At 61.9% G+C, this 23,414-nt stretch carries 21 protein-coding genes and 1 other RNA gene; 9 read left to right on the forward strand and 13 right to left on the reverse strand.

The window, feature by feature from the left end; translation table 11 throughout:
* Positions 1–77 precede the first annotated feature (77 nt).
* From C8K61_RS19415 to C8K61_RS19435, 5 genes are all read right to left on the reverse strand, one after another.
* Complete coding sequence (locus C8K61_RS19415; RefSeq protein WP_178086480.1) at positions 78–1,037, reverse strand: extracellular solute-binding protein; 960 nt, start codon at positions 1,035–1,037, stop codon at positions 78–80.
* A 218-nt stretch (positions 1,038–1,255) separates the two neighbouring features.
* On the reverse strand, positions 1,256–2,476 hold the full coding sequence (locus C8K61_RS19420; RefSeq protein ID WP_178086481.1) for a 2-octaprenyl-3-methyl-6-methoxy-1,4-benzoquinol hydroxylase: 1,221 nt from the start codon (positions 2,474–2,476) through the stop codon (positions 1,256–1,258).
* Between the two features lie 53 nt (positions 2,477–2,529).
* Positions 2,530–3,717: a 2-octaprenyl-6-methoxyphenyl hydroxylase gene (gene ubiH / locus C8K61_RS19425; RefSeq protein ID WP_108097937.1), complete on the reverse strand. Its 1,188-nt coding sequence runs from the start codon at positions 3,715–3,717 to the stop codon at positions 2,530–2,532.
* A gap of 2 nt (positions 3,718–3,719) precedes the next feature.
* Positions 3,720–5,054: a Xaa-Pro aminopeptidase gene (gene pepP / locus C8K61_RS19430; protein ID WP_108097938.1), complete on the reverse strand. Its 1,335-nt coding sequence runs from the start codon at positions 5,052–5,054 to the stop codon at positions 3,720–3,722.
* Between the two features lie 23 nt (positions 5,055–5,077).
* Positions 5,078–5,635 carry a YecA family protein gene (locus C8K61_RS19435; protein WP_108097939.1) on the reverse strand — a complete coding sequence of 186 codons (558 nt, stop codon included), beginning with the start codon at positions 5,633–5,635 and terminating at the stop codon, positions 5,078–5,080.
* Positions 5,636–5,805: 170 nt separating this feature from the next.
* Here C8K61_RS19435 and C8K61_RS19440 point away from each other — a divergent pair, with 170 nt between their 5' ends.
* The 6 genes from C8K61_RS19440 (at position 5,806) to C8K61_RS19470 (ending at position 9,972) form a co-directional block, all read left to right on the forward strand.
* Complete coding sequence (locus C8K61_RS19440) at positions 5,806–6,012, forward strand: TIGR02449 family protein (protein WP_108097940.1); 207 nt, start codon at positions 5,806–5,808, stop codon at positions 6,010–6,012.
* The gene (locus C8K61_RS19445; protein WP_108097941.1) at positions 6,012–6,323 is read left to right on the forward strand and encodes a cell division protein ZapA; all 312 of its coding nucleotides are present in this window, start codon (positions 6,012–6,014) and stop codon (positions 6,321–6,323) included. The genes C8K61_RS19440 and C8K61_RS19445 overlap by 1 nt, the downstream gene beginning before the upstream one ends.
* Before the next feature lie 33 nt (positions 6,324–6,356).
* Positions 6,357–6,535: non-coding RNA, 6S RNA (ssrS, locus tag C8K61_RS19450), on the forward strand.
* Positions 6,536–6,614: 79 nt separating this feature from the next.
* The gene (locus C8K61_RS19455; protein WP_108097942.1) at positions 6,615–7,283 is read left to right on the forward strand and encodes a 5-formyltetrahydrofolate cyclo-ligase; all 669 of its coding nucleotides are present in this window, start codon (positions 6,615–6,617) and stop codon (positions 7,281–7,283) included.
* A gap of 334 nt (positions 7,284–7,617) precedes the next feature.
* Positions 7,618–8,064: an EVE domain-containing protein gene (locus C8K61_RS19465; protein WP_108097944.1), complete on the forward strand. Its 447-nt coding sequence runs from the start codon at positions 7,618–7,620 to the stop codon at positions 8,062–8,064.
* Between the two features lie 36 nt (positions 8,065–8,100).
* Positions 8,101–9,972: a diguanylate cyclase domain-containing protein gene (locus C8K61_RS19470; protein WP_108097945.1), complete on the forward strand. Its 1,872-nt coding sequence runs from the start codon at positions 8,101–8,103 to the stop codon at positions 9,970–9,972.
* An 11-nt stretch (positions 9,973–9,983) separates the two neighbouring features.
* Here C8K61_RS19470 and C8K61_RS19475 read toward each other — a convergent pair whose 3' ends face one another.
* Positions 9,984–10,409 (reverse strand): flagellar basal body-associated protein FliL, encoded by a 426-nt coding sequence (locus C8K61_RS19475; RefSeq protein ID WP_178086478.1) that lies wholly within the window; start codon positions 10,407–10,409, stop codon positions 9,984–9,986.
* A gap of 133 nt (positions 10,410–10,542) precedes the next feature.
* On the opposite strand from C8K61_RS19475, the gene C8K61_RS19480 reads away from it, so the two are divergent.
* Positions 10,543–11,520 (forward strand): NADPH:quinone oxidoreductase family protein, encoded by a 978-nt coding sequence (locus C8K61_RS19480; protein ID WP_108097947.1) that lies wholly within the window; start codon positions 10,543–10,545, stop codon positions 11,518–11,520.
* Positions 11,521–11,617: 97 nt separating this feature from the next.
* On the opposite strand, the gene C8K61_RS19485 is transcribed toward C8K61_RS19480, so the two are convergent.
* The 4 genes from C8K61_RS19485 to trxA form a co-directional block, all read right to left on the reverse strand.
* Positions 11,618–12,583: a CDP-6-deoxy-delta-3,4-glucoseen reductase gene (locus C8K61_RS19485; RefSeq protein ID WP_108097948.1), complete on the reverse strand. Its 966-nt coding sequence runs from the start codon at positions 12,581–12,583 to the stop codon at positions 11,618–11,620.
* The gene (gene ubiD, locus C8K61_RS19490; protein WP_108097949.1) at positions 12,583–14,049 is read right to left on the reverse strand and encodes a 4-hydroxy-3-polyprenylbenzoate decarboxylase; all 1,467 of its coding nucleotides are present in this window, start codon (positions 14,047–14,049) and stop codon (positions 12,583–12,585) included. The genes C8K61_RS19485 and ubiD overlap by 1 nt, the downstream gene beginning before the upstream one ends.
* A 144-nt stretch (positions 14,050–14,193) precedes the next feature.
* A complete protein-coding gene (gene rho / locus C8K61_RS19495) occupies positions 14,194–15,453 on the reverse strand; it encodes a transcription termination factor Rho (protein ID WP_108097950.1) in 1,260 nt (419 codons plus the stop codon).
* 261 nt (positions 15,454–15,714) lie between these two features.
* Positions 15,715–16,041, reverse strand: coding sequence for a thioredoxin TrxA (trxA, locus tag C8K61_RS19500; protein ID WP_108097951.1), 327 nt, complete (start codon positions 16,039–16,041; stop codon positions 15,715–15,717).
* A 347-nt stretch (positions 16,042–16,388) separates the two neighbouring features.
* Here trxA and ppx point away from each other — a divergent pair, with 347 nt between their 5' ends.
* Positions 16,389–17,891, forward strand: coding sequence for an exopolyphosphatase (gene ppx / locus C8K61_RS19505; protein ID WP_108097952.1), 1,503 nt, complete (start codon positions 16,389–16,391; stop codon positions 17,889–17,891).
* A 72-nt stretch (positions 17,892–17,963) separates the two neighbouring features.
* Here ppx and ppk1 read toward each other — a convergent pair whose 3' ends face one another.
* Positions 17,964–20,222 carry a polyphosphate kinase 1 gene (gene ppk1, locus C8K61_RS19510; RefSeq protein ID WP_108097953.1) on the reverse strand — a complete coding sequence of 753 codons (2,259 nt, stop codon included), beginning with the start codon at positions 20,220–20,222 and terminating at the stop codon, positions 17,964–17,966.
* A 19-nt stretch (positions 20,223–20,241) separates the two neighbouring features.
* Positions 20,242–21,255 carry a porphobilinogen synthase gene (hemB, locus tag C8K61_RS19515; RefSeq protein WP_108097954.1) on the reverse strand — a complete coding sequence of 338 codons (1,014 nt, stop codon included), beginning with the start codon at positions 21,253–21,255 and terminating at the stop codon, positions 20,242–20,244.
* 198 nt (positions 21,256–21,453) lie between these two features.
* Between hemB and C8K61_RS19520 the strand changes: the two genes are divergently transcribed.
* Positions 21,454–22,008: a DedA family protein gene (locus C8K61_RS19520; protein WP_108097955.1), complete on the forward strand. Its 555-nt coding sequence runs from the start codon at positions 21,454–21,456 to the stop codon at positions 22,006–22,008.
* Here the strand turns inward: C8K61_RS19520 and C8K61_RS19525 are convergent, their stop codons facing one another.
* Positions 22,009–23,247 carry a sterol desaturase family protein gene (locus tag C8K61_RS19525; protein WP_108097956.1) on the reverse strand — a complete coding sequence of 413 codons (1,239 nt, stop codon included), beginning with the start codon at positions 23,245–23,247 and terminating at the stop codon, positions 22,009–22,011. It lies immediately after the preceding gene.
* Positions 23,248–23,414: the final 167 nt, after the last annotated feature.

Here is a 23,414-nt window from a genome sequence, read left to right on the forward strand (position 1 = left end):
TTGCAGGATTCGCGGCTGAAGCCCCTCCCACAAAGGACCGCGATTCCCTGTGGGAGGGGCTTCAGCCGCGATGCTCTTTAGTACCAGCCAGCGCGGTCCATCAGTTTGATGGCCTCTGCCTGGCGTTTACCGGCGATCTCAACCGGAATTGTGTCGGCCTTGAACGTGCCCCAACTCGCCACTTCTTCGGACGGTTTCACACTCGGATTTGCTGGGTACTCCTGGTTCACCCCGGCAAAAATCGCCTGTGCCTCCGGCCCGGTCATCCACTCGACCAGCGCCTTGGCCGCCTCTGGATGCGGCGCATGCTGGGTCAGGCCGATGCCGGACAGGTTTACATGCACGCCGCGGTCAGCCTGATTCGGCCAGAACAGTTTTACCGCCAGGCTAGGGTCCTGCTTGTGCAGGCGGCCGTAGTAGTAGGTGTTGACGATGCCGACGTCGCACTGCCCGGCGTTGATTGCCTGGAGCACGGCGATGTCGTCGGAGAACACGTCGGTGGACAGGTTATTGACCCAGCCCTTGAGGATTTCTTCGGTCTTTTCGCTGCCATGGGTTTCGATCAGGGTGGCGGTCAGCGACTGGTTGTAGACCTTCTTCGCCGTGCGCAGGCACAGGCGCCCTTCCCACTCCTTGCCGGCCAACGCTTCGTAGGTGGACAGCTCTGCCGGTTTTACCCGGTCGGTGGAGTAGGCGATGGTGCGCGCGCGCAGCGACAGGCCAGTCCAGCTGTCGGTGGAAGAGCGGTATTGGCTAGGAATATTGGCGTCGATCACCGCTGAATCGAAGGGCTGCAGAATGCCCATGTTCTCGGCTTGCCAGAGGTTGCCGGCATCGACTGTGAGCAGCAGGTCGGCGGTGGCATTGCTGCCTTCGGCCTTGATTCGCTGCATCAGCGGCGCTTCCTTGTCGGTGATGAACTTGACCTTCACCCCGGTCTTGGCAGTGTAGGCGTCGAACACCGGCTTGATCAGCTCGTCGATGCGCGAGGAATACACCACCACCTCATCGGCGGCCTGCACAGTGGTTGCGCCCATCAGCACAAAGAGAGAAAGAAGCGTGCGGCGAATCTGCACAGGCAGGTCCTCGTAAAAAGCGGAAGGGCCGCAAATGATAAAGAACCTCACTTGGCCACCGAGGCTCGAGGTGTGTCGGGATGTTGCGATACACCCACATCCCTCGTAGGAGCGGCTTCAGCCGCGATGCTTGTGATCTTCAAAAGCATCGCGGCTGAAGCCGCTCCTACAGGGTCGCGTCAGGCTTTGGCGAGCGCCGGTAGATCGCCTGAAAGCCCCAGCGCCTGGCGCACAAACAGAGCTTTGCCTTCGGCCAGGCCATCCACCAGGTTCAGGCCGCTGTTGCGCAACCAGCGAATCGGCAACGGATCGGCCTGGAACAGGCGCTGGAAGCCTTCCATCGCCGCCATCATCGCCAGGTTATGCGGCATGCGACGGCGCTCGAAGCGGCTGAGCACGCGCTCATCGGCGATGTTCTCACCCCGCTCTACCGCGTGCAGCAGCACTTCAGCGAGCACGGCGGCGTCGAGAAAACCGAGGTTCACGCCCTGCCCGGCCAGCGGGTGAATGGTGTGCGCAGCGTCGCCGATCAAGGCCAGACCCGGTTCGACGTAACGTTTCGCATGGCGTTGGCGCAGCGGAATGCACAGGCGCGGATCGGCTTCCAACACCTGGCCCAGGCGCCACTCGAAGGCCTTGCCCAGTTCACGGCAGAATTCATCGTTATCCAGCGCCATCAACCGTTCAGCCTGTGTCGGCGTGGTCGACCAGACAATCGAGCACCAGCCCTGGCTGCCGTCTTCGCGCGCCAGGGGCAGAAAGGCCAACGGGCCGTCATCGGTAAAACGCTGCCAGGCGGTGAGTTGGTGCGGCTGGCTGCAACGCACGCTGGTGACGATGGCGTGGTGCAGGTAATCCCATTCGCGGGTGGCGCAACCGGCCAGGCGGCGCACGGCCGAGTTGGCACCGTCGGCAGCGATCACCAGCGGGGTGCGCACGGTGCGGCCGTCGGCCAGGGTCAGCAGCCAGTCATCGCCGGAGTGGCGCAGTTGCTCCAGGCGGGCATTGGCCAGCAGGCCCAGGTCGGTGTCGTGCAACTGTTCCAGCAGCGCGTCCTGAATCACCCGGTTTTCGACGATATGGCCGAGCACCTCGGCATGCACGCTGGCGGCGGAGAAGTGAATCTGGCCGGTGCCGGAGCCATCCCACACCTGCATCTCGCCATAGGGGCTGGTGCGCCGCGCTTCGATGCCGGGCCAGGCGCCGACGCGTTCGAGAATGCGTTGGCTGGCCATCGACAAGGCGCTGACCCGCGGTTCGAACGCGGCGCTCTGGTCGAAGGGTTTGACGCTCAACGGGCTGCCGTCGACCAACAGAATATCCAAGCCGCTGTGTTGCAGGGCCAAGGCCAGCGCACTGCCGACCATACCGGCCCCGACTATTACCAAATCCGCTCGCATTTCCATGCTTTCAGCCTATCCACGGGCCGCCCGGAGGGCCGCCAGAAAAGTGATCAACCGTCGCTACGGGTACCGATGCCCATCGCCTGCCGGGCAAACCAGCGCTTGGCCGGCGGCAACATGTCCAGGCCGAGCAGGCCCAGGTTGCGACCGGTGGCCAGCAGCGGCTCGGCGTTGCTGAACAGGCGGGTGACGCGGTCGGAAAACCCGACGGTCAGGCTCTGGTCCAGCTGTTGGCGCGCCAGGTAGCCCTGCAGGGTGGCGAAGTCGCCGGGCCTGTCAGGGCTGGTCAGCAACGCTTCGGCCAGGGCCTGCACGTCGCGCAGGGCAAGGTTGTAACCCTGGCCGGCGATGGGGTGCAGGCTGTGGGCCGCGTTACCGAGCACCACCAGGTTGGGCCGCACCTGCTCCTGCGCTTCGATCAGCGACAGGGGGTAGACGTGCCGCGCGCCAACCTGGCGCAAAGCGCCGAGGCGGTAGCCGAAGGTGTTCTGCAATTCAGCGAGGAACGCCCGGTCGTCGAGGGCCTGCAGACGCTGGGCATCGTCGCCCGGCCGAGTCCAGATCAACGCACTGCGGTTATCCGACAGCGGCAACAGCGCCATCGGGCCTTCGTCGGTAAAGCGCTCGAACGCCAGGCCGCCATGGGGCTGGCCGATGCTGATGTTGGCGATCAAAGCGCTCTGTTCATACGCGGTGTTTTTCACCGTGATGCCCAGCTGTTCCCGCAGGCTGGAGCGGCCGCCATCGGCCAATACCGCCAGGTCGCAATCGAGCAGGGTTTCTTCATTCAGGGTCAGGCGGTAGCCAGTGCCGATGGCCTGCATCGCCACCACTTCGGCGGGGCAACGCCAGCTCACCACCTCAGGGTCCAACGCCTGCCACAGGCAATGCCCGAGCCAGGCGTTTTCGGCGACATAACCCAGCGCCGGCACGCCCTCTTCTTCCGCGCTCAACCGCGCGGCGGCAAAACGCCCACGGTCGGAAACATGGATATGCAGAATGGCTTCGGCGCGCTCGGCGACCTTCGGCCAGATACCCAGGCGCTGGTAGATCTGCTGGGTGCCGTAGGACAGCGCGGTGGAGCGGGCGTCATAGCTGGGCTGGTAGCTGTCGCCGGGGGCGAACGGCTCGATCAGCACAATCGACCAGCCGCGCGCCTTGGCCCCGGCTTGAAGCGCCAGGGCCAGGCTGGCACCCACCAGGCCGCCGCCAATAATGGCGAGTTTTGCTTCACTCACCCCTATGCCGCCTGCACGCGGGCAGCGGCCATCAGGGCTTCGATTTCAGCGACGGTTTTTGGCGCGTCCTTGGTGATGATTTCGCAGCCGGTTTTGGTCACCACCACGTCGTCTTCGATGCGCACGCCAATGCCGCGCCATTTCTTCGCGACGTTTTGATTGTCCACGGCGATATAGATGCCGGGCTCGACGGTCAGCGCCATGCCGACTTCCAGCACGCGCCACTCGCCGCCGACTTTGTAGTCGCCGACATCGTGCACATCCATGCCCAGCCAGTGACCGGCGCGGTGCATATAGAACGGTTTGTAGGCTTCGCTGGCGATCAGCTCGTCGACGTTGCCTTCGAGCAGGCCGAGTTCCACCAGGCCGGCGGTGATCACCTGCACAGTGGCTTCGTGGGCTTCGTTCCAGTGCTTGTCCGGGCCGATGGCGGCGAACGCGGCTTCCTGGGATTTCAGCACCAACTCGTAGATGGCTTTTTGCTCAGGGGAGAATTTGCCGCTGACCGGGAAGGTACGGGTGATGTCGCTGGCGTAGCAGTCGATTTCGCAGCCGGCGTCGATCAGCACCAGGTCGCCGTCTTTCAGCGGCGCATCGTTTTCGCGGTAGTGCAGGATGCAGGCGTTGCGGCCTGCGGCCACGATCGAGCCATAGGCCGGCATCTTCGCCCCGCCTTTGCGGAACTCGTAGTCCAGCTCGGCTTCCAAGTGGTACTCGCTCAAGCCGGCACGGCTGGCCTGCATCGCACGGATGTGGGCGCGCGAGGAAATCTGCGCGGCTTCACGCATCACCTTCACTTCGTTGGCCGACTTGTACAGACGCATGTCGTGCAGCAGGTGCGTGAGGGCGACGAACTCATTTGGCGGCTGCGCACCTTGGCGGGCCTTGGAGCGGATGACGTTGATCCACTCCATCAGGTGGCGATCGAATTCCTGGTTGGTGCCCATGGCGTAGTACACGCGGTCACGGCCTTCGATCAGGCCGGGCAGAATTTCGTCGATGTCACCAATCGGGAATGCATCGTCAGCGCCGAAGGTGGTCACAGCGCCGTCTTGCCCGGCGCGCAGGCCGTCCCAGAGTTCGCGTTCGGGGTCACGCTCGCGGCAGAACAGCACGTACTCGCCGTGCTCGCGACCGGGGATCAGAGCGATCACCGCCTCGGGCTCGGGGAAGCCGCTGAGGTACTGGAAGTCGCTGTCCTGACGGTAGATGTGCTCGACATCGCGGTTGCGGATGTACACCGGCGCCGCCGGCAGAATGGCGATGCTGTTGGGTTCCATCTGCGCCATCAGCGCCTTGCGCCGACGGGCGTATTCCGACTTGGGGATGCTGATCATGGGCGAACTCGTTCTGGTAAAAGTCAGTGCAGCGATGGTTTCGGCGCCGCCGGGGCAGCCGGTTTCACGCATTCAGTGAACAGCAGCAGCGGTGCCACACGCAGGTATTCCATCACTTCCATATAGTCGTTTTCACCGTCTTCGGATTCCTCCAGGGCTTCTTGCACCTGGGCAATCGCGGCGAGGTCTTGCAGCACTTCCATGGCTTCGCTGCTGAGGGCGGCGTCGCGCGCGGTCAGGCCAAAACCGGCGAGAAAGCCCTGGCACCATTGGCCCATGGCGGCGGCGCGGTCGGCCAGCGGCGCGTCATCGGACGGCAGCAGCAGGACCACGGCGATGTCATCGCCAGTCAGTTCAGCTTTGACCATTTCTTGCAGACCGATGAGGGCGGCGCGGATATTGTCGGCCGGCTCGCTGGTGAACAGGTCGGCGGCGTCCACCAGCCAGGAGTCGACATCGAAGCCGGCACCGGCGCAGCTGCGGCCGAGCAACAGGCCATGCAGCTCGGCTGGCGAGACGGGTTGACCGCTGCTGGCGAGCAGGGTGGCGAAAGCGCTGTACGGGGAATTTTGTGTGGGCATTGGCAACTAGGCGCCAGAGGGCGCAATGACTAGAATGGAGGCCTTGTATCCTAGCACCGGCAAGCGCGCCAAGACCATTGGCCGACGTCAATGGGTTTGCCCCTTGGCCTGTGCCTTCCTATATAGTTTCGCCACTTCATTGCCACAAACCCACGCCCTAGCGAGAGCCCATGGAAGACGCCGATCTGCACGCGCTCACCCTCAAGCTGGAACTGCTTATCCAACGCGTCGAGCAGCTAAAAGCGGACAACCGCGCCTTACGTGCGAGCGAGCAGTCTTGGCGCGAAGAGCGCGCCCATCTGATCGAAAAGAACGAAATGGCCCGGCATAAGGTCGAATCGATGATTTCGCGCCTCAAAGCCCTGGAGCAGGACTAATGACCTCGAACACCGTTACCGTTCACATCCTTGATAAAGACTATTGCATCGCCTGCCCGGCGGACGAACGCGCCAACCTGGAAAGCGCCGCGCGCTACCTCGACGGCAAGATGCGCGAGATTCGCAGCGGCGGCAAAGTGATCGGCGCCGACCGCGTGGCGGTGATGGCCGCCCTCAACATTACCCACGACCTGCTGCACAAACAGCAGCGCCTGGATCAGGACGTCAGCTCCACCCGTGCCCATGTGCGCGACCTGCTGGAACGAGTGGATGGTGCCCTGGCCACCGATCAGGACAGCAGCCATAGCTGATTGCAGAGCGGTTTATTCGGGTATACTGGCCGCCGCTCCCTGGAGTGTGCGCCAGTTGGTGATGTCCCTGAGCCGATACGCACAAACCCGGGGGTTGCAAGTTGGAGCCGGTGTGCATGTCCGCCTGACGGAAAGCCTTAACGCTCCCTGCAACCTCCACCTTGAACTTTCGGGTTCAAGGGCTAAGCCGACAGCGGCACGTCGGGGGGTCTTACTTCTTCACTCATTGCCCGCCCTGTTTGGCGATGAGGCTTTCAACGGTTCGCGCCTGCGAGCCCTGGCCGTCACAGCATGCTGACCGCCGCCGAGCTAACCCGCCCACAACTTCGTCGCCTGCTGCGCAAAGCCCGCCGCTCCCTCAGCGCCAGCGCTCAACGCAAGGCCGGCGAACAGCTCTATCGACAACTCGCCCAGCAACCCTTGTTTCGTCGCGCTCGGCACATTGCCCTGTACCTGCCCAACGATGGCGAGATCGACCCACGCCCGCTGATGCGTGCTGCACAGCGGCGCGGCAAGGCCACTTATTTGCCCGTTCTCAGTGCATGGCCGGCGACCAAAATGGTCTTTCAGCGCGTGCGCCCGAACGAACGTTTACACCCCAACCGTTTCCGCATTGCCGAACCCACGGCCAAACGCCAACGCCAACGCAAGGTCTGGGCACTGGATCTGATTCTGTTGCCATTGGTTGGCTTCGACCCGGAGGGTGGGCGCCTGGGCATGGGCGGCGGTTTTTATGACCGCAGCCTGGCGTACTTGCAACGTCGCCATAATTGGCACAAACCGACATTATTGGGCCTTGCCCATGAATGTCAGAAAGTCGACCGCCTGGCACTGGCCAGCTGGGATGTGCGCTTGCATGCGACGGTGACGGACAAGGCGTGGTACCTGGGCGATACCCTTGCAACGGAAAGCGATGCCGCACCAGGTGCGGCCATCACGGGCGTCGGCTGGCAGCCTTAAGGCTGCTGCGACAATGTGACTGGAGCGTCGTTCTGACGGTCCCAAAGGCTCTGGGTGTAACCGGTGGTTACCACACCGAGACCGAACAGGATTACCAATACCCACAACAAATCTGGTTTACGTTTCTTCATCGATTGCCTCCCCCTTCCAGGCAACTTTCGCACTACAACCACGACGTATTTTTTGTTTTTGGACCGTCCGGCGGCATTAGATTCAGCAGCGCGGCATTCTCCTGCAAGGTGCCTGCATGTGCAATTCTGACGCCAACCGGCTGTCGTCTAAATGGGTAAAACCGCCCACCAAGACTTAACCCCACGAGCGAAGAGCAAAGTTCATGCCTCACTGGTTAATGAAGTCCGAACCCGAAGAACTTTCCATCCACGACCTGCAGCGTCTTGGCCATGCCCGCTGGGATGGCGTGCGCAATTACCAGGCGCGCAACTTCGTGCGCAGCATGGCGGTGGGCGATCTGTTCTTCTTTTATCACTCCAGTTGCCCCGAGCCCGGCATCGCCGGAGTCGGCCGGATTATTGCTTCGGCCTATCCCGACCCAACGGCGCTCGACCCGCAAAGCCACTATTACGATGCCAAGGCAAGCGCCGATAAAAACCCGTGGAGCGCCTTGGACGTTGAATTCGTCGAGGCGTTCCCGCGTGTCATTGCTTTGGGGCAATTACGTGATCTACCTGGCTTGAGCGAACTACCCTTGGTAAAAAAAGGCAGCCGGCTTTCGGTGATGCCAGTCAGTGCTAGCGAATGGGCGACGATTCAGGCTGTTTGAATCGTTGTCCTGCATTAAGCAACACGGACACTGTGCATGGAACCAGACAGCTTGCATGACACCTCAGTGTTACCCGCTGCCCGCCCGGCCTGGCGCGCTCGCCTGGCCTTGGCGGTGGTGGCCTTGTTGCTGCTCGCCGCCAGTTTGCTGCTGTGGCAGAAGCTGGTCACCATCGAGCGCACCCACGCCAATGAACGGGTGGCGGCGCAGGCTCGCCTGCTTACCCGGCAGCTGGAAGGCAGCCTCACCACTCAGGCGCAAGACCTCTATCGCCTAGCCGAGCTGTGGAATCACCACGGCCGCTTGAACCAGGACGAATGGGCGTTGGAAGCGCGCTTTTCGTTGCAGCATTTTCGCGGCTACCAGGCCATCCAATGGGCCGATGCAGACCTGCGTCTGCGCTGGATTCTGCCAATCGAGGGCAACGAAGCGGCGCTGAATTTCCAGCTCACCCCGGCGCATCCCAACTACCTGCTGGCCATGCAGGCCAAAACCCAGGGCAAGGCGGTATTTTCCAACAGCTTCGACCTGGTCCAGGGCGGCCGCGGCTTCGCCCTCTACACCCCGCTGTACGTAATGAACGACCAGGGCCAGCGGGTGTTCGATGGCTTCGTGCAAGGCATCTTCCGCGTGCAAACCCTGATGGACGAGTTGCTCGACACCGTCGACAGCGCCGGCTTCAACGTGCGCCTGCTGGAGTTTGGCCGTCCGCTGTACAGCCGCGAACAAGCCGACTTCAGCGCCGGTCTGCAGCAAGAGTTGCCGCTGCACCTGCTCAACAACCGCAACTTCACCCTGCAACTCAACCCCACCCGCAAGTTGGCGCAAGAGCTGTCCAGCCCATTGCCGTGGGTGGTGCTGGGCGCCGGTCTGACCACCACCCTGCTGCTGGTGGCCGCCCTCGCTCTGGCGATGGAAAACGCTCGCCGCGCCAGCGCCTTGCTCGCCAGCAACAGCCGGTTGAATCAGGAGGTGAGCAGCCGTGAATTGATCGAACAGGTGCTGCGCGAAAGCCGCGAACGCTTGCAGTTGGTGGTCGACCTCACCGACTCCAGCCGCGACGGGCTGTTTATCATCGACCCGCACAACCGCAATATTCTGCATATGAACAAGGCCACCTACAGCAGCCTGGGCTACAGCGAAGAGGAATTTCGTCAGCGCCTGCAGGAGCAGCCGGAAAGCCTGCTGCTGGGGTTCCATGCCTGGGTGGAACTGGTGCGTCAGGCCCAGGGCGACAACCAGGGGAAAATTTTCCAGCGTGAAATGCGCCGCCGTAACGGCAGCATCCAGCCTGCAGAAATCAGTGCGCAGCTGGTGCAGGTCAATGGCCACGAGTACCTGATCGGCGTCTCGCGCGATAACAACGAACGCCTGCAACTGGAAGCGCAGCTCCAGCACCTGTCACAACGCGACGGCCTGACCGGCCTGTACAACCGGCGCTTCTTCGACCACCAACTGCACAGCGAATGGCGCCGCCTGCAACGCATGGGTGCGCCGATGAGTTTGCTGATGCTGGATGTCGATCACTTCAAGCGCTACAACGACCAGCTCGGCCACCTGGCCGGCGACGATGCCTTGCGCAAGGTCGCGGCCGCACTGCAAGGCTGCCTGCTGCGCGATGGCGACGCGGTGTGCCGCTATGGCGGCGAGGAGTTTGCGGTGATTCTGGCCAACACTGACGAGCAAGGTGCCGAGATGATCGCTGCGCGCATTCACCAGGCGCTGGCCGAGTTGCAGTTGCCCCACCCGGGCAGCCCGCTGTCACGCCTGAGCGCGAGTATCGGTTTGAGCACGGTGACGCCCAACCGTGACAGCCACCCCGACAGCCTGGTCGCCCATAGCGATCAGGCCCTGTACCAAGCCAAGCATCAGGGACGCAATTGCACCTGCGTGTGGACCACTACCTGAAGGCGTGGCGGTTACTGCACGATCAGGTTATTGAAGAGCAGGTTTTCCACCAGCGGCTTGCCCTCTTCCTGGGTCAGCACGTCCTGCACCTGTTTCAACGCTTCCTGACGCAGCTTTTCCTTGGACTCGACGTTGCCCATCGCCTCATCGGTCTGCTGGGAAAACAGCATCACCAACTGGTTACGAATCAGCGGCTCATGGTGCTCGACCTTGGCCTCGGCCTCGCTGCCGGTAACCTGCAGAGCGATATCAGCCTTGAACACCTTCAGCTTCGGCCCCGTGCCGTAGTTTCCCACCAGCGCCGGTACCAGGCTGATATACGCCACGGCCGGTGTTTTGCTTTCGCCTTCGCCGCCCTCTTTCTCTTCATTGGCCAGAGCGGCAAACGGCAGGGAAAAGGCCATCAATAGTACAAACCAAGCTTTCACAGTGCGCATCCTCGACTGGGTATGTGCCCTAGCATAGCGATAGCCCGGCGCTTATACACCTTTATCAGGGCAGGCCATGCTCGTTGACCCGCCAGGCCACGCACCTACACTGCCAAGCCATAACTCTGCGAGGAACACTCCAATGAAAGCCGTGTTGTGCAAAGCCTTCGGCCCTGCCGAAACCCTGGTCCTGGAAGAAGTCGCCAGCCCGGAACCGAAAAAGAACGAAGTGCTGCTCGATGTCCACGCCGCCGGCGTGAACTTCCCGGACACCCTGATCATTGAAGGCAAGTACCAGTTCAAGCCGCCGTTCCCGTTCTCGCCGGGTGGCGAAGCAGCCGGTGTGGTCGCGGCCGTCGGCGAAAAAGTCACCCACGTGAAACCCGGTGACCGCGTCATGGCCCTGACCGGTTGGGGCAGCTTTGCCGAACAAGTTGCCGTGCCTGGCTACAGCGTGATGCCAATTCCGGCCGGCATGGACTTCGCCAGCGCCGCCGCCTTCGGCATGACCTACGGCACCTCCATTCACGCACTGAAACAACGCGCCAACCTGCAACCGGGGGAAACCCTGCTGGTGCTCGGCGCCTCCGGCGGCGTCGGCCTGGCAGCCGTAGAAATCGGCAAAGCCATGGGTGCCCGCGTCATCGCGGCCGCCAGCAGCGCAGAAAAACTCGAAGTGGCCAAGGCCGCTGGCGCCGACGAGCTGATCAACTACAGCGAAGGCAGCCTGAAGGAAAAGCTCAAGGAACTCACCGGCGGCCAAGGCGTGGACGTGATCTACGACCCGGTCGGCGGCGACCTGTTTGAAGAAGCCTTCCGCTCCATCGCCTGGAACGGTCGTTTCCTGGTGGTGGGTTTTGCCAGCGGTACCATCCCGTCCCTGCCGGCCAACCTCACCCTGCTCAAGGGCGCGTCTCTGGTCGGCGTGTTCTGGGGTGCATTCGCCCAACGCCAACCGGCCGACAACGCCGCCAACTTCGAGCAACTGTTCAAGTGGTTTGCAGAAGGCAAGGTCAAGCCGCTGGTGTCGCAAACCTTCCCGCTCACCGATGCAGCAGGCGCGATCAACGCCCTGGGACAGCGCAAGGCCGTGGGTAAAGTGGTGGTACAGGTGCGTTAAGCGCTTGCTAACTGCCGATAAAAAAACCGCCTTCGGGCGGTTTTTTTTGTTTTGGAGAACATCCTTTGCAGGAATCGAGGCTGAAGCCTCGATGCTTTTAGCGGGGTGCGTAGGCGAAGACGTCGGCGCGCATCTGATGCGCATCCATCCCCGCATCCACCAACGCATCGAGCGTCGCGTAGACCATCATCGGCGAGCCACTGGCATACACATGCAGCGGCTTGAGGTCAGGGAAGTCTTCGCGCACCGCCTCGTGCAACAAACCACAACGCCCCTGCCAGCCACAGACATCACTGACCACCTGATGCAGGTGCAGATTGGCCATCTGCTGCCAGTCGGCCCAGTGCGGCAATTGGTAGAAGTCCTCCGGTCGCCGCGCGCCCCAGTACAGATGCACCGGGTGCTTGAAGCCGGTTGCACGGCAATGCTCGATCAGGCTGTGCATCTGCGCCATGCCGGTGCCGGCGGCGATCAGAATTAGCGGCCCGTCCGGCAACTCGGCCAGGTGCGCATCGCCAAACGGCATCTGCACTTCCACCAGCGGCTCGCGTTGCAATTGCGCCAGCAGATTCAGCGCGCTGTCTTCACGACCGAGGATATGCAGCTCCAGCTCACGCCCCTGAGACGGCGCCGAGGCCAGGGAAAACGCTGACTGCTCGCCATCGTCACGGCGCACCAACACGTATTGCCCGGCGTGATAACGCGGCGGTTTGCCGGCCGGCGCGCGCAGGTTGACACGCCAGACATCACCGCCCACCGCCGTACACGCCACCACTTGGCAACGCAGGGTGCGCAGCGGTAATTCGCCAGGGGCGAGCACGCCATCCCAATGCAACACGCAATCCTCCAGCGGCTCGGCCAGGCAGGTGAACAGTTCACCGTGGTCGCGCGCCTCGCCGTTCTGCTGCACGGAACCCTCCACCAGCAAGGCCGCGCAGATATGGCAGTTGCCGTTACGGCAGGCTTGCGGGCACTGGTAGCCGAGGCGGCGCGCTGCGTCCAGAATTCGCTCGCCGGCGTGCACGTCCAGCACTGCGCCGGAGGGTTGCAGGGTTACTTTCATCACTCTATTCCAAGGTCCTTCCACATCGCGTCGACCCGCTGGGTGACCGCTTCATCCTTGACGATTACGCGGCCCCATTCGCGGCTGGTTTCACCCGGCCACTTGTGGGTGGCGTCCAGGCCCATCTTCGAACCAAGGCCCGAGACCGGCGAGGCGAAGTCGAGGTAGTCGATCGGCGTGTTGTCGATCAGCACCGTGTCGCGCTTGGGGTCCATGCGCGTGGTAATGGCCCAGATCACGTCGTTCCAGTCCCGTGCGTTGATATCGTCGTCGGTGACAATAACGAACTTGGTGTACATGAACTGGCGCAAAAACGACCACACCCCGAGCATTACGCGCTTGGCATGCCCCGGGTACTGCTTCTTCATGGTCACCACCGCCATGCGGTACGAGCAACCTTCGGGCGGCAGGTAGAAGTCAGTGATCTCCGGGAACTGCTTCTGCAGAATCGGCACGAACACTTCGTTCAACGCTACGCCGAGAATAGCTGGCTCATCTGGCGGGCGGCCGGTGTAGGTGCTGTGGTAAATCGGTTTTTGCCGACGGGTAATACGTTCGACGGTGAAGACCGGGAAAGAGTCCACCTCGTTGTAGTAGCCGGTGTGATCGCCATAAGGCCCTTCGTCGGCCATCTCGCCCGGATGGATCACCCCTTCCAGCACGATCTCGGCGCTGGCGGGCACCTGCAATTCACTCCCGCGGCACTTGATCAGCTCGGTACGGTTGCCGCGCAGCAGGCCGGCGAAGGCGTATTCGGAAAGGCTGTCCGGCACGGGCGTCACGGCGCCGAGAATGGTCGCCGGGTCCGCGCCCAGGGCCACGGCCACCGGGAAGGGTTGGCCAGGGTGTTTGTCACACCACTCTTTGAAGTCCAGCGCGCCGCCGCGGTGGCTCAGCCAGCGCATGATCACCTTGTTACGTCCGATCACTTGCTGGCGGTAGATACCGAGGTTTTGCCGGTCTTTATTCGGCCCCTTGGTAACGGTCAGGCCCCAAGTGATCAGCGGCGCGACGTCGCCCGGCCAACAGGTTTGCACCGGCAGCTTGCCGAGGTCGACGTCGTCGCCCTCCTCGATCACTTCCTGGCACGGCGCGTCTTTGACCACCTTGGGCGCCATGGAAATGATCTTCTTGAAAATCGGCAGCTTCGACCAGGCGTCTTTCAGGCCCTTCGGCGGCTCCGGCTCTTTGAGAAAAGCCAGCAGCTTGCCGATTTCACGCAGCTCGCTGACCGCCTCGGCGCCCATACCCAAGGCCACGCGCTCGGGGGTGCCGAACAGGTTGCCGAGTACCGGCATATCGAACCCGGTGGGGTTTTCGAACAGCAGGGCCGGACCTTTGCGGCGCAAGGTGCGGTCGCAGATTTCGGTCATTTCCAGCACCGGCGACACCGGGTGGCTGATGCGTTTCAGCTCTCCGCGCTGTTCCAGGCCACGGATAAAGTCGCGCAGATCGCGATACTGCATGCTTGAGCCTCGTGTAGGGCGCTCGATAGAAGGGCAAAACCAGGTGCGAAGTTTAGCCTGCCAGGACAGCGCACAGGGCGCTGGATGCCAATACGCAGTTAGCAAAAAGCCGGGTTTCCCCGGCTTTTGCCTGTCTTGCCGATGTTACTTGCGCTTCATCGACTGGAAGAACTCGTCGTTGGTCTTGGTCGCTTTGAGGCGATCGAGCAAGAACTCGATAGCGGCGATCTCGTCCATCGGGTGCAGCAATTTACGCAGAATCCACATGCGCTGCAGCTCGTCTTCAGCGGTCAGCAACTCTTCGCGGCGGGTGCCGGAACGGTTGATGTTGATCGCCGGGAACACGCGCTTTTCAGCGATGCGACGGTCCAGGGGCAGCTCCATGTTGCCGGTACCCTTGAACTCTTCGTAGATCACTTCATCCATCTTCGAGCCGGTTTCCACCAGCGCGGTAGCGATGATGGTCAGCGAGCCGCCTTCTTCGATGTTGCGCGCAGCGCCGAAGAAGCGTTTCGGCTTCTCCAGGGCATGGGCGTCAACACCACCGGTGAGGACCTTGCCGGAGCTCGGGATCACGGTGTTGTAGGCACGCGCCAGACGGGTGATGGAGTCGAGCAGAATGACCACATCCTTCTTGTGCTCGACCAGGCGCTTGGCCTTTTCGATCACCATTTCGGCAACCTGCACGTGGCGGGTTGGTGGTTCGTCGAAGGTCGAAGCAACCACTTCGCCGCGCACGGTGCGCTGCATTTCGGTCACTTCTTCCGGGCGCTCATCGATCAGCAGAACGATCAGGTGGCACTCGGGGTTGTTGCGGGTAATGTTGGCCGCGATGTTCTGCAGCATGATCGTTTTACCGGCTTTCGGCGGTGCCACGATCAGACCACGTTGACCCTTGCCGATTGGCGCGCAGAGGTCGATGACGCGGCCGGTCAAGTCTTCGGTGGAGCCGTTGCCGGCCTCCATCACCAGGCGCTTGTTGGGGAACAAGGGCGTGAGGTTTTCGAACAGAATCTTGTTCTTGGCGTTCTCTGGGCGGTCGAAGTTGATGGTGTCGACCTTGAGCAACGCGAAGTAACGCTCGCCTTCTTTCGGCGGGCGGATCTTGCCAACGATGGTGTCGCCAGTGCGCAAGTTGAAGCGGCGGATCTGGCTAGGCGAAACGTAGATGTCGTCCGGGCCGGCCAGGTACGAGGCATCGGCGGAACGAAGGAAGCCGAAGCCGTCCTGGAGGATCTCCAGCACGCCATCACCGGAGATTTCCTCGCCGCTTTTCGCGTGCTTTTTCAACAGGGAGAAAATCACGTCCTGCTTGCGCGAACGGGCCATATTTTCTATGCCCATCTGTTCGGCCATTTCGAGCAGTTCGGTAATCGGCTTTTGCTTGAGTTCAGTCAGATTCATATAGGAATGACGTAGTCGATAAGGAGGGGAAATAAGCGTTTAGCTTATGAGGCCTGAACTGCGCAGAGGCAGCATGATCGCCTGCTTGTTTATCGATGGGTATCGAGTAGGAATGCGTCGGCGACGGCTTACGAAGAGCAATGGAGGAACCATTGCGAGGCCGAATGTACCATCGGCTTTGCGGAGCGTCTAGTGTTCGACTAATGAAAAAGCCCCGCACAGGACGGGGCTTTCAGGCACAAAGGAGAAATTCCTTACGACTTAGATGTTGCTGTCGAGGAATGCAGCCAGTTGCGACTTGGACAGTGCGCCCACCTTGGTGGCCTCGACCGCGCCATTCTTGAACAGCATCAGGGTCGGGATACCACGCACGTTGTACTTGGGCGGGGTGTCCTGGTTTTCATCGATGTTCAGTTTGCAAACTTTCAGTTTGCCTTGGTAGGTCTGGGCGATTTCGTCCAGAACCGGGGCGATCATTTTGCACGGACCGCACCATTCAGCCCAGTAATCGACCAGCACCGGGCCATCAGCCTGGAGCACATCCTGATCAAAGCTGGCGTCGCTGACGTGGGTGATGAATTCGCTCATGGAAACTCTCCAGGGTCGCAAGGATGTAAAGTGGCGCCATCATAGCCCGGCTTTAACAACATCGAAAGCGCCAGCCGATTGAGGTTCACTATGGTGGCCTGCGCAAATACTGATCAGGCGTTGAACTTAAAACTGCCGTGAACGCTCCGTTTCTCTGAGCCCTGCGCCTGACGCTGGTCATAATTACGACGTACAGCACCGGCATACTGCGCGGCCGAACCTTGTCACCGCCTCACCTGCGGCTATAAAGAACAACTCCAGCAGCGACATCCCGCCACGCCACCCGCGTTGGCGCAAGCGCCTGATCATGGCAGGATGTCGCGCTACAGCTCTGAGACCATCACACCATGCCGCAAAGCCCCGCCAAGCATTTCTCCATGATCGCCGCCATCGACCTCGGCTCGAACAGCTTCCATATCGTTCTGGCCAAAGCTGACCACGGCGAGATCCGCATCCTGGAGCGCATGGGCGAAAAGGTGCAGCTGGCCGCCGGTATCGATGAGCAGCGCGAACTCAATGAAGAAGCCATGCAGCGCGGCCTCGACTGCCTGCGCCGCTTTGCCCAACTGACCAACAGCCTGCCACCGGGCGCCGTGCGCGTGGTCGGCACCAACGCCTTGCGTGAAGCGCGCAACCGCTCGGTGTTCATCCGCCGCGCTGAGGAAATTCTCGGTCACCCGGTGGAAGTGATTTCCGGACGCGAGGAAGCGCGTCTGATCTACCTCGGCGTGTCGCACACTCTGGCCGACACCCCCGGCAAACGCCTGGTCGCCGACATCGGCGGCGGCAGTACCGAGTTCATCATTGGCCAACGTTTTGAACCGCTGCTGCGCGAAAGCCTGCAGATGGGCTGTGTGAGCTTCACCCAACGTTACTTCCGCGACGGCAAGATCACCCCCGCCCGCTACGCCCAGGCGTACACCGCTGCGCGTCTGGAGCTGATGGGCATCGAGCACGCGCTGCGCCGCCTCGGCTGGGACGAAGCGGTCGGCGCCTCGGGCACCATTCGCGCGGTGGGCCTGGCAATCAAAGCCGGCGGCCACGGCAACGGTGAAGTCACCGCCGAAGGCCTGGCCTGGCTGAAGCGCCGGGTGCTGAAACTGGGCGAAGTCGATAAGCTCGACATGGACGGCATCAAGCCCGACCGCCGTGCAATTTTCCCAGCCGGCCTGGCGATTCTCGAAGCGATCTTCGACGCCATGGACTTGCACAGCATGGCCCACTCCGAAGGCGCGCTGCGCGAAGGCGTGCTGTATGACCTGCTTGGCCGCCACCACCACGAAGACGTCCGTGAGCGCACCCTGAGCGCGCTGATGGAGCGCTACCACGTCGACCTGGAACAGGCCCAACGCGTCGAGGCCAAAGCCCTAGAAGCCCTCGACGATGTGGCGCAGTCCTGGGGCCTGGATGATGAATGGCACCGCGAGCTATTGAGCTGGGCCAGCAAGGTGCATGAGGTGGGCCTGGACATCGCCCACTACTCCTACCACAAGCACGGCGCTTACCTGGTGGAGCACTCGGACCTCGGCGGTTTCTCGCGCCAGGACCAACAGATGCTTGCACTCTTGGTGCGCGGCCACCGGCGTAATATTCCCAAGGACAAATTCGCCGAGTTCGGCGATGAAGGCATCAAGCTGATGCGCCTGTGCGTGCTGCTGCGTTTCGCGATTCTGTTCCACCACATTCGCGGCACCCAAGAGATGCCAAAGGTGAAACTGCGCGCCAGCGACGACAGCCTGGACTTGGCCTTCCCCGATGGCTGGCTGGCAGCCAACCCGCTGACCCAGGCCGACTTCGAAGCCGAAGCAGAATGGCTGAAGCGGATCGGCTTGACCCTCAGCGTTGGCTAAATCGAGGCCAACAAAAAGCCGCTCCTGGGAGCGGCTTTTTGTTGGGTGGCGTACACCCCGTAGGAGCGCCCACTACCGCACGCTGAGCGGCGGGTTGGTCAATTTCTCCAGCAACCCGGCCTGTGCACTGCGGGCATTCTGATTACCGGTCGGGCTGGAACGCACGTAGCGGCCATCCGATTGCAGCACCCACGCCTGGGTGTTGTCGCTGAGGTAAGACTCCAGCTCTTTCTTCACCCGCATGATCAGCTTCTTGCCTTCCACCGGGAAGCAGGTTTCCACCCGCTTATCCAGGTTGCGCTCCATCCAGTCGGCACTCGACAGGTAGATCTTCTCGTCGAAGTCGTTGAGGAAGTAGAACACCCGCGTGTGCTCAAGGAAGCGACCGATGATCGAGCGCACGTGGATGTTGTGCGACACGCCAGCGATGCCTGGGCGCAGGCAGCACATGCCACGCACCACCAGGTCGATGCGCACACCAGTCTGGCTGGCTTTGTACAGCGCGCGGATGATCTTCGGGTCAGTCAGCGAGTTGAACTTGGCGATGATGTGCGCCGGCTTGCCTTCGGCCGCCAGGGCGGTTTCGCGGGCGATCATGTCGAGCAGGGTTTTCTTCAGGGTGAACGGCGCGTGCAGGAGCTTTTTCATCCGCAGGGTCTTACCCATGCCGATCAACTGACTGAACAGCTTGGACACGTCTTCACACAACGCATCGTCGGAGGTGATCAGGCTGTAGTCGGTGTACAGCCGCGCGTTGCCGGCGTGGTAGTTACCGGTCCCGAGGTGGGCGTAACGCACGATCTCCCCGGCCTCGCGGCGCAGGATCAGCATCATCTTGGCGTGGGTCTTGAAGCCGACCACGCCATAGATCACCACCGCACCGGCCGCCTGCAGACGGCTGGCCAGTTGCAGGTTGGACTCTTCGTCAAAGCGCGCGCGCAATTCGATTACTGCGGTGACTTCCTTGCCGTTACGCGCGGCGTCCACCAGCGCGTCGACGATCTCGGAGTTGGCGCCGCTGCGGTACAGGGTCTGCTTGATCGCCAGCACGTGCGGGTCTTTCGCTGCCTGGCGCAGCAGGTCGACCACCGGGGTGAACGATTCGAAGGGGTGCAGCAGCAGGATGTCCTGCTTGCTCACCACGTTGAACAGGTTGTCGCTGTTCTGCAGCAGCTTGGGGATAACCGGGGTGAACGGCGTGTATTGCAGCTCCGGGTGGCTATCCAGGCCGGTGATGCTGAACAGACGGGTCAGGTTGACCGGGCCATTTACGCGGTACAACTCGCTCTCACTGAGGTTGAACTGCTTGAGCAGGTAGTCGGCCAGGTGGGCTGGGCAGGTGTCGGCCACCTCCAGGCGCACGGCATCGCCGTAACGACGGGAGAACAGCTCGCCGCGCAGGGCGCGCGCCAGGTCTTCCACGTCTTCGGAGTCCAGCGACAGGTCCGCGTTACGGGTCAGACGGAACTGGTAGCAGCCCTTCACTTTCATGCCTTGGAACAGGTCATCGGCATGGGCGTGGATCATCGACGACAGGAACACATGGTTGTCGCCTGGACCACCGACGTCTTCCGGCACCTTGATTACCCGCGGCAACAGACGCGGCGCCGGAATGATCGCCAGACCGGAGTCGCGACCAAAGGCGTCGATACCTTCGAGTTCGACGATGAAGTTCAGGCTCTTGTTCACCAGCAACGGAAACGGGTGCGTCGGGTCGAGGCCGATGGGGGTGATGATCGGGGCGATTTCGGCGCGGAAATAACGACGCACCCAGGCCTTGATCTTGGTGGTCCAGAAGCGCCGGCGAATAAAGGTGATGTTGTGTTTGGCCAGCTCGGGAAACAGCACGTCGTTGAGGATGGCGTACTGGCGGCCGACCTGCTCGTGGGCCAGCTCGCTGATGCGCGCTAGCACCTGGTGCGGCTGCAGGCCATCGGCGCCGGCCTGTTCACGGGCGAAGGTAATCTGCTTCTTCAGCCCGGCAACACGAATCTCGAAGAACTCATCCAGGTTGCTGGAGAAGATCAGCAGAAACTTCAGCCGCTCCAGCAAGGGATAGGACTCATCCAGCGCCTGCTCCAGCACGCGGATATTGAACTGCAGCTGGGACAGCTCGCGGTGGATATACAGGCTGCTGTCGTCCAGGCCTGGAACCGGCAACGGCGCAGGCGCGGGTACTTGCTCCACGGCAGCGACCACTGGCTCTTCGACCACCGCCTCGCTGACGGTTTCCGCGACCACCGGCTCCGGTGCTGCCAGCTCTTCCACTGCCTGTTCCGCTACGGCTGACGCCTTAACCACGTCCGCCTTGCTGAGTCCTTCGGTATTCATCGGGGTTTCCCAAGAGGGCTTACTGCCCTTGCTTCAATAGTTGTGCCGCACGCACGGCGAAATAGGTCAGGATGCCATCGGCACCCGCGCGCTTGAATGCAGTCAGCGACTCGACGATCACTGCCTCGCTGAGCCAGCCATTCTGGATGGCCGCCATGTGCATGGCGTACTCGCCGCTGACCTGATAGACAAAGGTCGGCACGCGGAATTCCTCTTTCACCCGGTAAAGAATATCCAAGTACGGCATACCTGGCTTGACCATCACCATGTCCGCGCCTTCAGCCAGGTCTGCGGCCACTTCGTGCAGGGCTTCATCACTGTTGGCCGGGTCCATCTGGTACGAGGCCTTATTGGCCTTGCCCAGGTTCAGCGACGAGCCGACCGCATCGCGGAACGGGCCATAGTAGGCGCTGGCGTACTTGGCCGAGTAGGCCATTATCCGTGCGTTGGTGTGGTCGGCCAGTTCCAATGCCTCACGGATGGCCTGGATACGGCCGTCCATCATGTCGGACGGCGCCACGACCTGGGCACCGGCTTCGGCGTGAGACAAGGCCTGGCGCACCAGGGCGTCGACGGTAATGTCGTTCTGCACATAGCCGTGTTCGTCAAGGATGCCGTCCTGACCGTGGGTGGTGAAGGGGTCCAGGGCCACGTCGCTGATCACGCCCAACTCAGGAAACTTCGCGCGCAGCGCACGAATGGCGCGCTGGGCAATACCGTCCGGGTTCCAGGCTTCGCAACCGTCGAGGGTCTTCTTCTCGGCCGGGGTCACCGGAAACAGCGCCAGCGCCGGAATACCCAAGGCGACCCAGGCTTCGGCTTCTTTAAGCAGCAGGTCAATCGACAGGCGTGCCACGCCCGGCATGGACGCTACTTCTTCGCGGGTGTTTTCACCGTCGAGAACAAATACCGGCAGGATCAGATCGTCTACCGTCAGCACATTCTCGCGCACCAGGCGGCGGGAGAAATCGTCGCGGCGGTTGCGACGCAGGCGGGTGGCGGGGAACAGACGATTGGCGGGGGTAAAGCTCACGGCAGACTCCTGGGCCCGCACAGACGGGCGAGTGTGACAGTTATAGGCGGCCATTATGACCAAAGAATGACAAACCTGCCGCCCATGCGACGGCGCGCCGCAGCAGGCCGCCATTCTACCTTTGAGATACGCCATCGTGCTTTCCCCTGACGCGCTGGCGGGTTAGGCTGCGCGTTCATTTCGCCGTGCACGCTGACGATGCTCCAACAATTCCTGCAGGACTTCGGTTACCTCGCCTTATTTCTTGGCACCTTTTTCGAAGGCGAGACCATTCTGGTATTGGCCGGCTTCCTCGCGTTCCGTGGCTACATGGACATCAACGTGGTGGTGCTGGTGGCCTTCTGCGGCAGCTATGCCGGCGACCAACTCTGGTACTACCTGGGACGCAAACACGGACGCCGCCTGCTGGCACGCAAACCTCGATTGCAGAAGATGGGCGACAAGGCGCTGGTCTATATCCAACGCCATCCCGATTTATGGGTGCTGAGCTTTCGCTTCGTCTACGGCATGCGCACGGTGATGCCGGTTGCCATCGGCCTGTCGGGCTACCCGCCGCTGCGTTACCTGATCCTCAATGGCATTGGCGCCATCGTTTGGGCCGCCGCCCTGGGCTATGCCTCGTTCCACTTCGGCTCGGTGATGGAAAGCATCCTGGGCAATATCAAGAAGTATGAACTGTGGGTGCTTGGCGCTCTGATTCTGCTCGGCGCCGCCCTGTGGCTGCGCCGTTACCTGAAGTCGCAGAAAGACTGATCAGGCCGGCAAAGCGGCGCTGCCACGGCGCGCTACCAACACCAACGCCAGCGCGCTGGCCAGGCTGTAGAGGCCCAACAGGCTCCAGCCCAACGTACTGATCGGCAGCAACCCCGCCTGCTCAGCCAGCCACAGCGCCGGCGCATTCAGCAGTAAACGCAAGACTTCCAGCCCCAGCGCTTGCGGGCGGTTCTCCAGCCATAACCCCAGCACATACAACCCGAACGCCATCCATGCACAACTGCCGAGCAGCACCGCCACGCTCTGGTTCGCGCCGGTGGCCAGCAGGAAACTACCTGCCGCCACGTACAGCACGAACTGCAGGCCGGCATACAGCTGTTGCGCCGGGCGCAGCGGCACGTGGAATTTCACGAACTGGCTCAGATCAGCCTTGCTCTGCGGGTATTTCGCCGCGACATCTGCCGGGCGCCAGCCGGTGCGCATGAACCAGATGCGCAGCTTGTCCCACCAGGATTCGGCCAGCACCGCGTCACGCCAGAGCACCACGTAGAACTGCAGGTTGGCCCACAACGGGTTCCAGCTGGCCAGCGGCGTGGTTACGCCAAACACCACGGGTTCCTCGTCCAGTTCCTCCTGAAAGGTGCCGAACAGGCGGTCCCAGACAATGAAAACGCCACCGTAGTTGCGGTCCATGTACACCGCGTTCTGCGCGTGGTGCACGCGATGGTTGGACGGCGAGATAAACACCCACTCGAACCAACCGAGCTTGGGAATGTGGCGGGTGTGCACCCAGAACTGGTACAGCAGGTTTAGCGCCGCGACGGTCAGGAACACCAGCGGCGGCACCCCCACCAGCGCCATCGGCAGGTAAAAAACCCAACCGAAAATCCACCCGGTGCTGGTCTGGCGCAGGGCGGTGGAGAGGTTGTATTCCTCGCTCTGGTGATGCACCGAGTGCGCTGCCCACAGCACGTTGCGCTCGTGGCCCAGGCGGTGATTCCAGTAGTAGCAAAAATCATAAAAGACAAAGGCAAACAGCCACACCCAGAGGTTCTGCGCTGACAGTTCGAACACGCCCCAGTGCTGCCAGGCGAAGGTATAAGTGAGCAAGCCGACCACCTTGGTCAGCAGCCCCACGGTGGTTGACAGCACCCCGGCGCTGAGGCTGTTGATGGCATCCGCCAGGCGATAGGTACTGACCTTGCGCCAGCGGTCGGCGAGCAGTTCAAGCCCAATCAGCAGGAAGAAAAAAGGTACGGCGTAAAGGACGTAATTCATGGCACACCCGTCGTTGTTATTGTCCGGCCACAAGCTGGGACTATAGGCAACGATGCTAGCCCCGAGCCACGTCGGACTCCGCGACATGGGGTGACAACCTGAGCGGCATTTAGCGACAGACACCTCCGGGACGACGGCGGAAAAAACACTAAATGACATTTTCATAA

It is taken from the genome of Pseudomonas sp. GV071 (assembly GCF_003050835.1).
Lineage (GTDB): Bacteria > Pseudomonadota > Gammaproteobacteria > Pseudomonadales > Pseudomonadaceae > Aquipseudomonas.

What these genes read in the sequence shown, in the direction of transcription:
- C8K61_RS19415 (WP_178086480.1), bottom strand. Translation starts at nt 1,037, where the DNA reads ATGGGCGCAACCACTGTGCAGGCCGCCGATGAGGTGGTGGTGTATTCC.
- C8K61_RS19420 (WP_178086481.1), bottom strand. Translation starts at nt 2,476, where the DNA reads ATGCGAGCGGATTTGGTAATAGTCGGGGCCGGTATGGTCGGCAGTGCG.
- pepP (WP_108097938.1), bottom strand. Translation starts at nt 5,054, where the DNA reads ATGATCAGCATCCCCAAGTCGGAATACGCCCGTCGGCGCAAGGCGCTG.
- C8K61_RS19435 (WP_108097939.1), bottom strand. Translation starts at nt 5,635, where the DNA reads ATGCCCACACAAAATTCCCCGTACAGCGCTTTCGCCACCCTGCTCGCC.
- C8K61_RS19440 (WP_108097940.1), top strand. Translation starts at nt 5,806, where the DNA reads ATGGAAGACGCCGATCTGCACGCGCTCACCCTCAAGCTGGAACTGCTT.
- C8K61_RS19445 (WP_108097941.1), top strand. Translation starts at nt 6,012, where the DNA reads ATGACCTCGAACACCGTTACCGTTCACATCCTTGATAAAGACTATTGC.
- C8K61_RS19455 (WP_108097942.1), top strand. Translation starts at nt 6,615, where the DNA reads ATGCTGACCGCCGCCGAGCTAACCCGCCCACAACTTCGTCGCCTGCTG.
- C8K61_RS19465 (WP_108097944.1), top strand. Translation starts at nt 7,618, where the DNA reads ATGCCTCACTGGTTAATGAAGTCCGAACCCGAAGAACTTTCCATCCAC.
- C8K61_RS19470 (WP_108097945.1), top strand. Translation starts at nt 8,101, where the DNA reads ATGGAACCAGACAGCTTGCATGACACCTCAGTGTTACCCGCTGCCCGC.
- C8K61_RS19475 (WP_178086478.1), bottom strand. Translation starts at nt 10,409, where the DNA reads ATGCGCACTGTGAAAGCTTGGTTTGTACTATTGATGGCCTTTTCCCTG.
- C8K61_RS19480 (WP_108097947.1), top strand. Translation starts at nt 10,543, where the DNA reads ATGAAAGCCGTGTTGTGCAAAGCCTTCGGCCCTGCCGAAACCCTGGTC.
- C8K61_RS19485 (WP_108097948.1), bottom strand. Translation starts at nt 12,583, where the DNA reads ATGAAAGTAACCCTGCAACCCTCCGGCGCAGTGCTGGACGTGCACGCC.
- ubiD (WP_108097949.1), bottom strand. Translation starts at nt 14,049, where the DNA reads ATGCAGTATCGCGATCTGCGCGACTTTATCCGTGGCCTGGAACAGCGC.
- rho (WP_108097950.1), bottom strand. Translation starts at nt 15,453, where the DNA reads ATGAATCTGACTGAACTCAAGCAAAAGCCGATTACCGAACTGCTCGAA.
- trxA (WP_108097951.1), bottom strand. Translation starts at nt 16,041, where the DNA reads ATGAGCGAATTCATCACCCACGTCAGCGACGCCAGCTTTGATCAGGAT.
- ppx (WP_108097952.1), top strand. Translation starts at nt 16,389, where the DNA reads ATGCCGCAAAGCCCCGCCAAGCATTTCTCCATGATCGCCGCCATCGAC.
- ppk1 (WP_108097953.1), bottom strand. Translation starts at nt 20,222, where the DNA reads ATGAATACCGAAGGACTCAGCAAGGCGGACGTGGTTAAGGCGTCAGCC.
- C8K61_RS19520 (WP_108097955.1), top strand. Translation starts at nt 21,454, where the DNA reads ATGCTCCAACAATTCCTGCAGGACTTCGGTTACCTCGCCTTATTTCTT.
- C8K61_RS19525 (WP_108097956.1), bottom strand. Translation starts at nt 23,247, where the DNA reads ATGAATTACGTCCTTTACGCCGTACCTTTTTTCTTCCTGCTGATTGGG.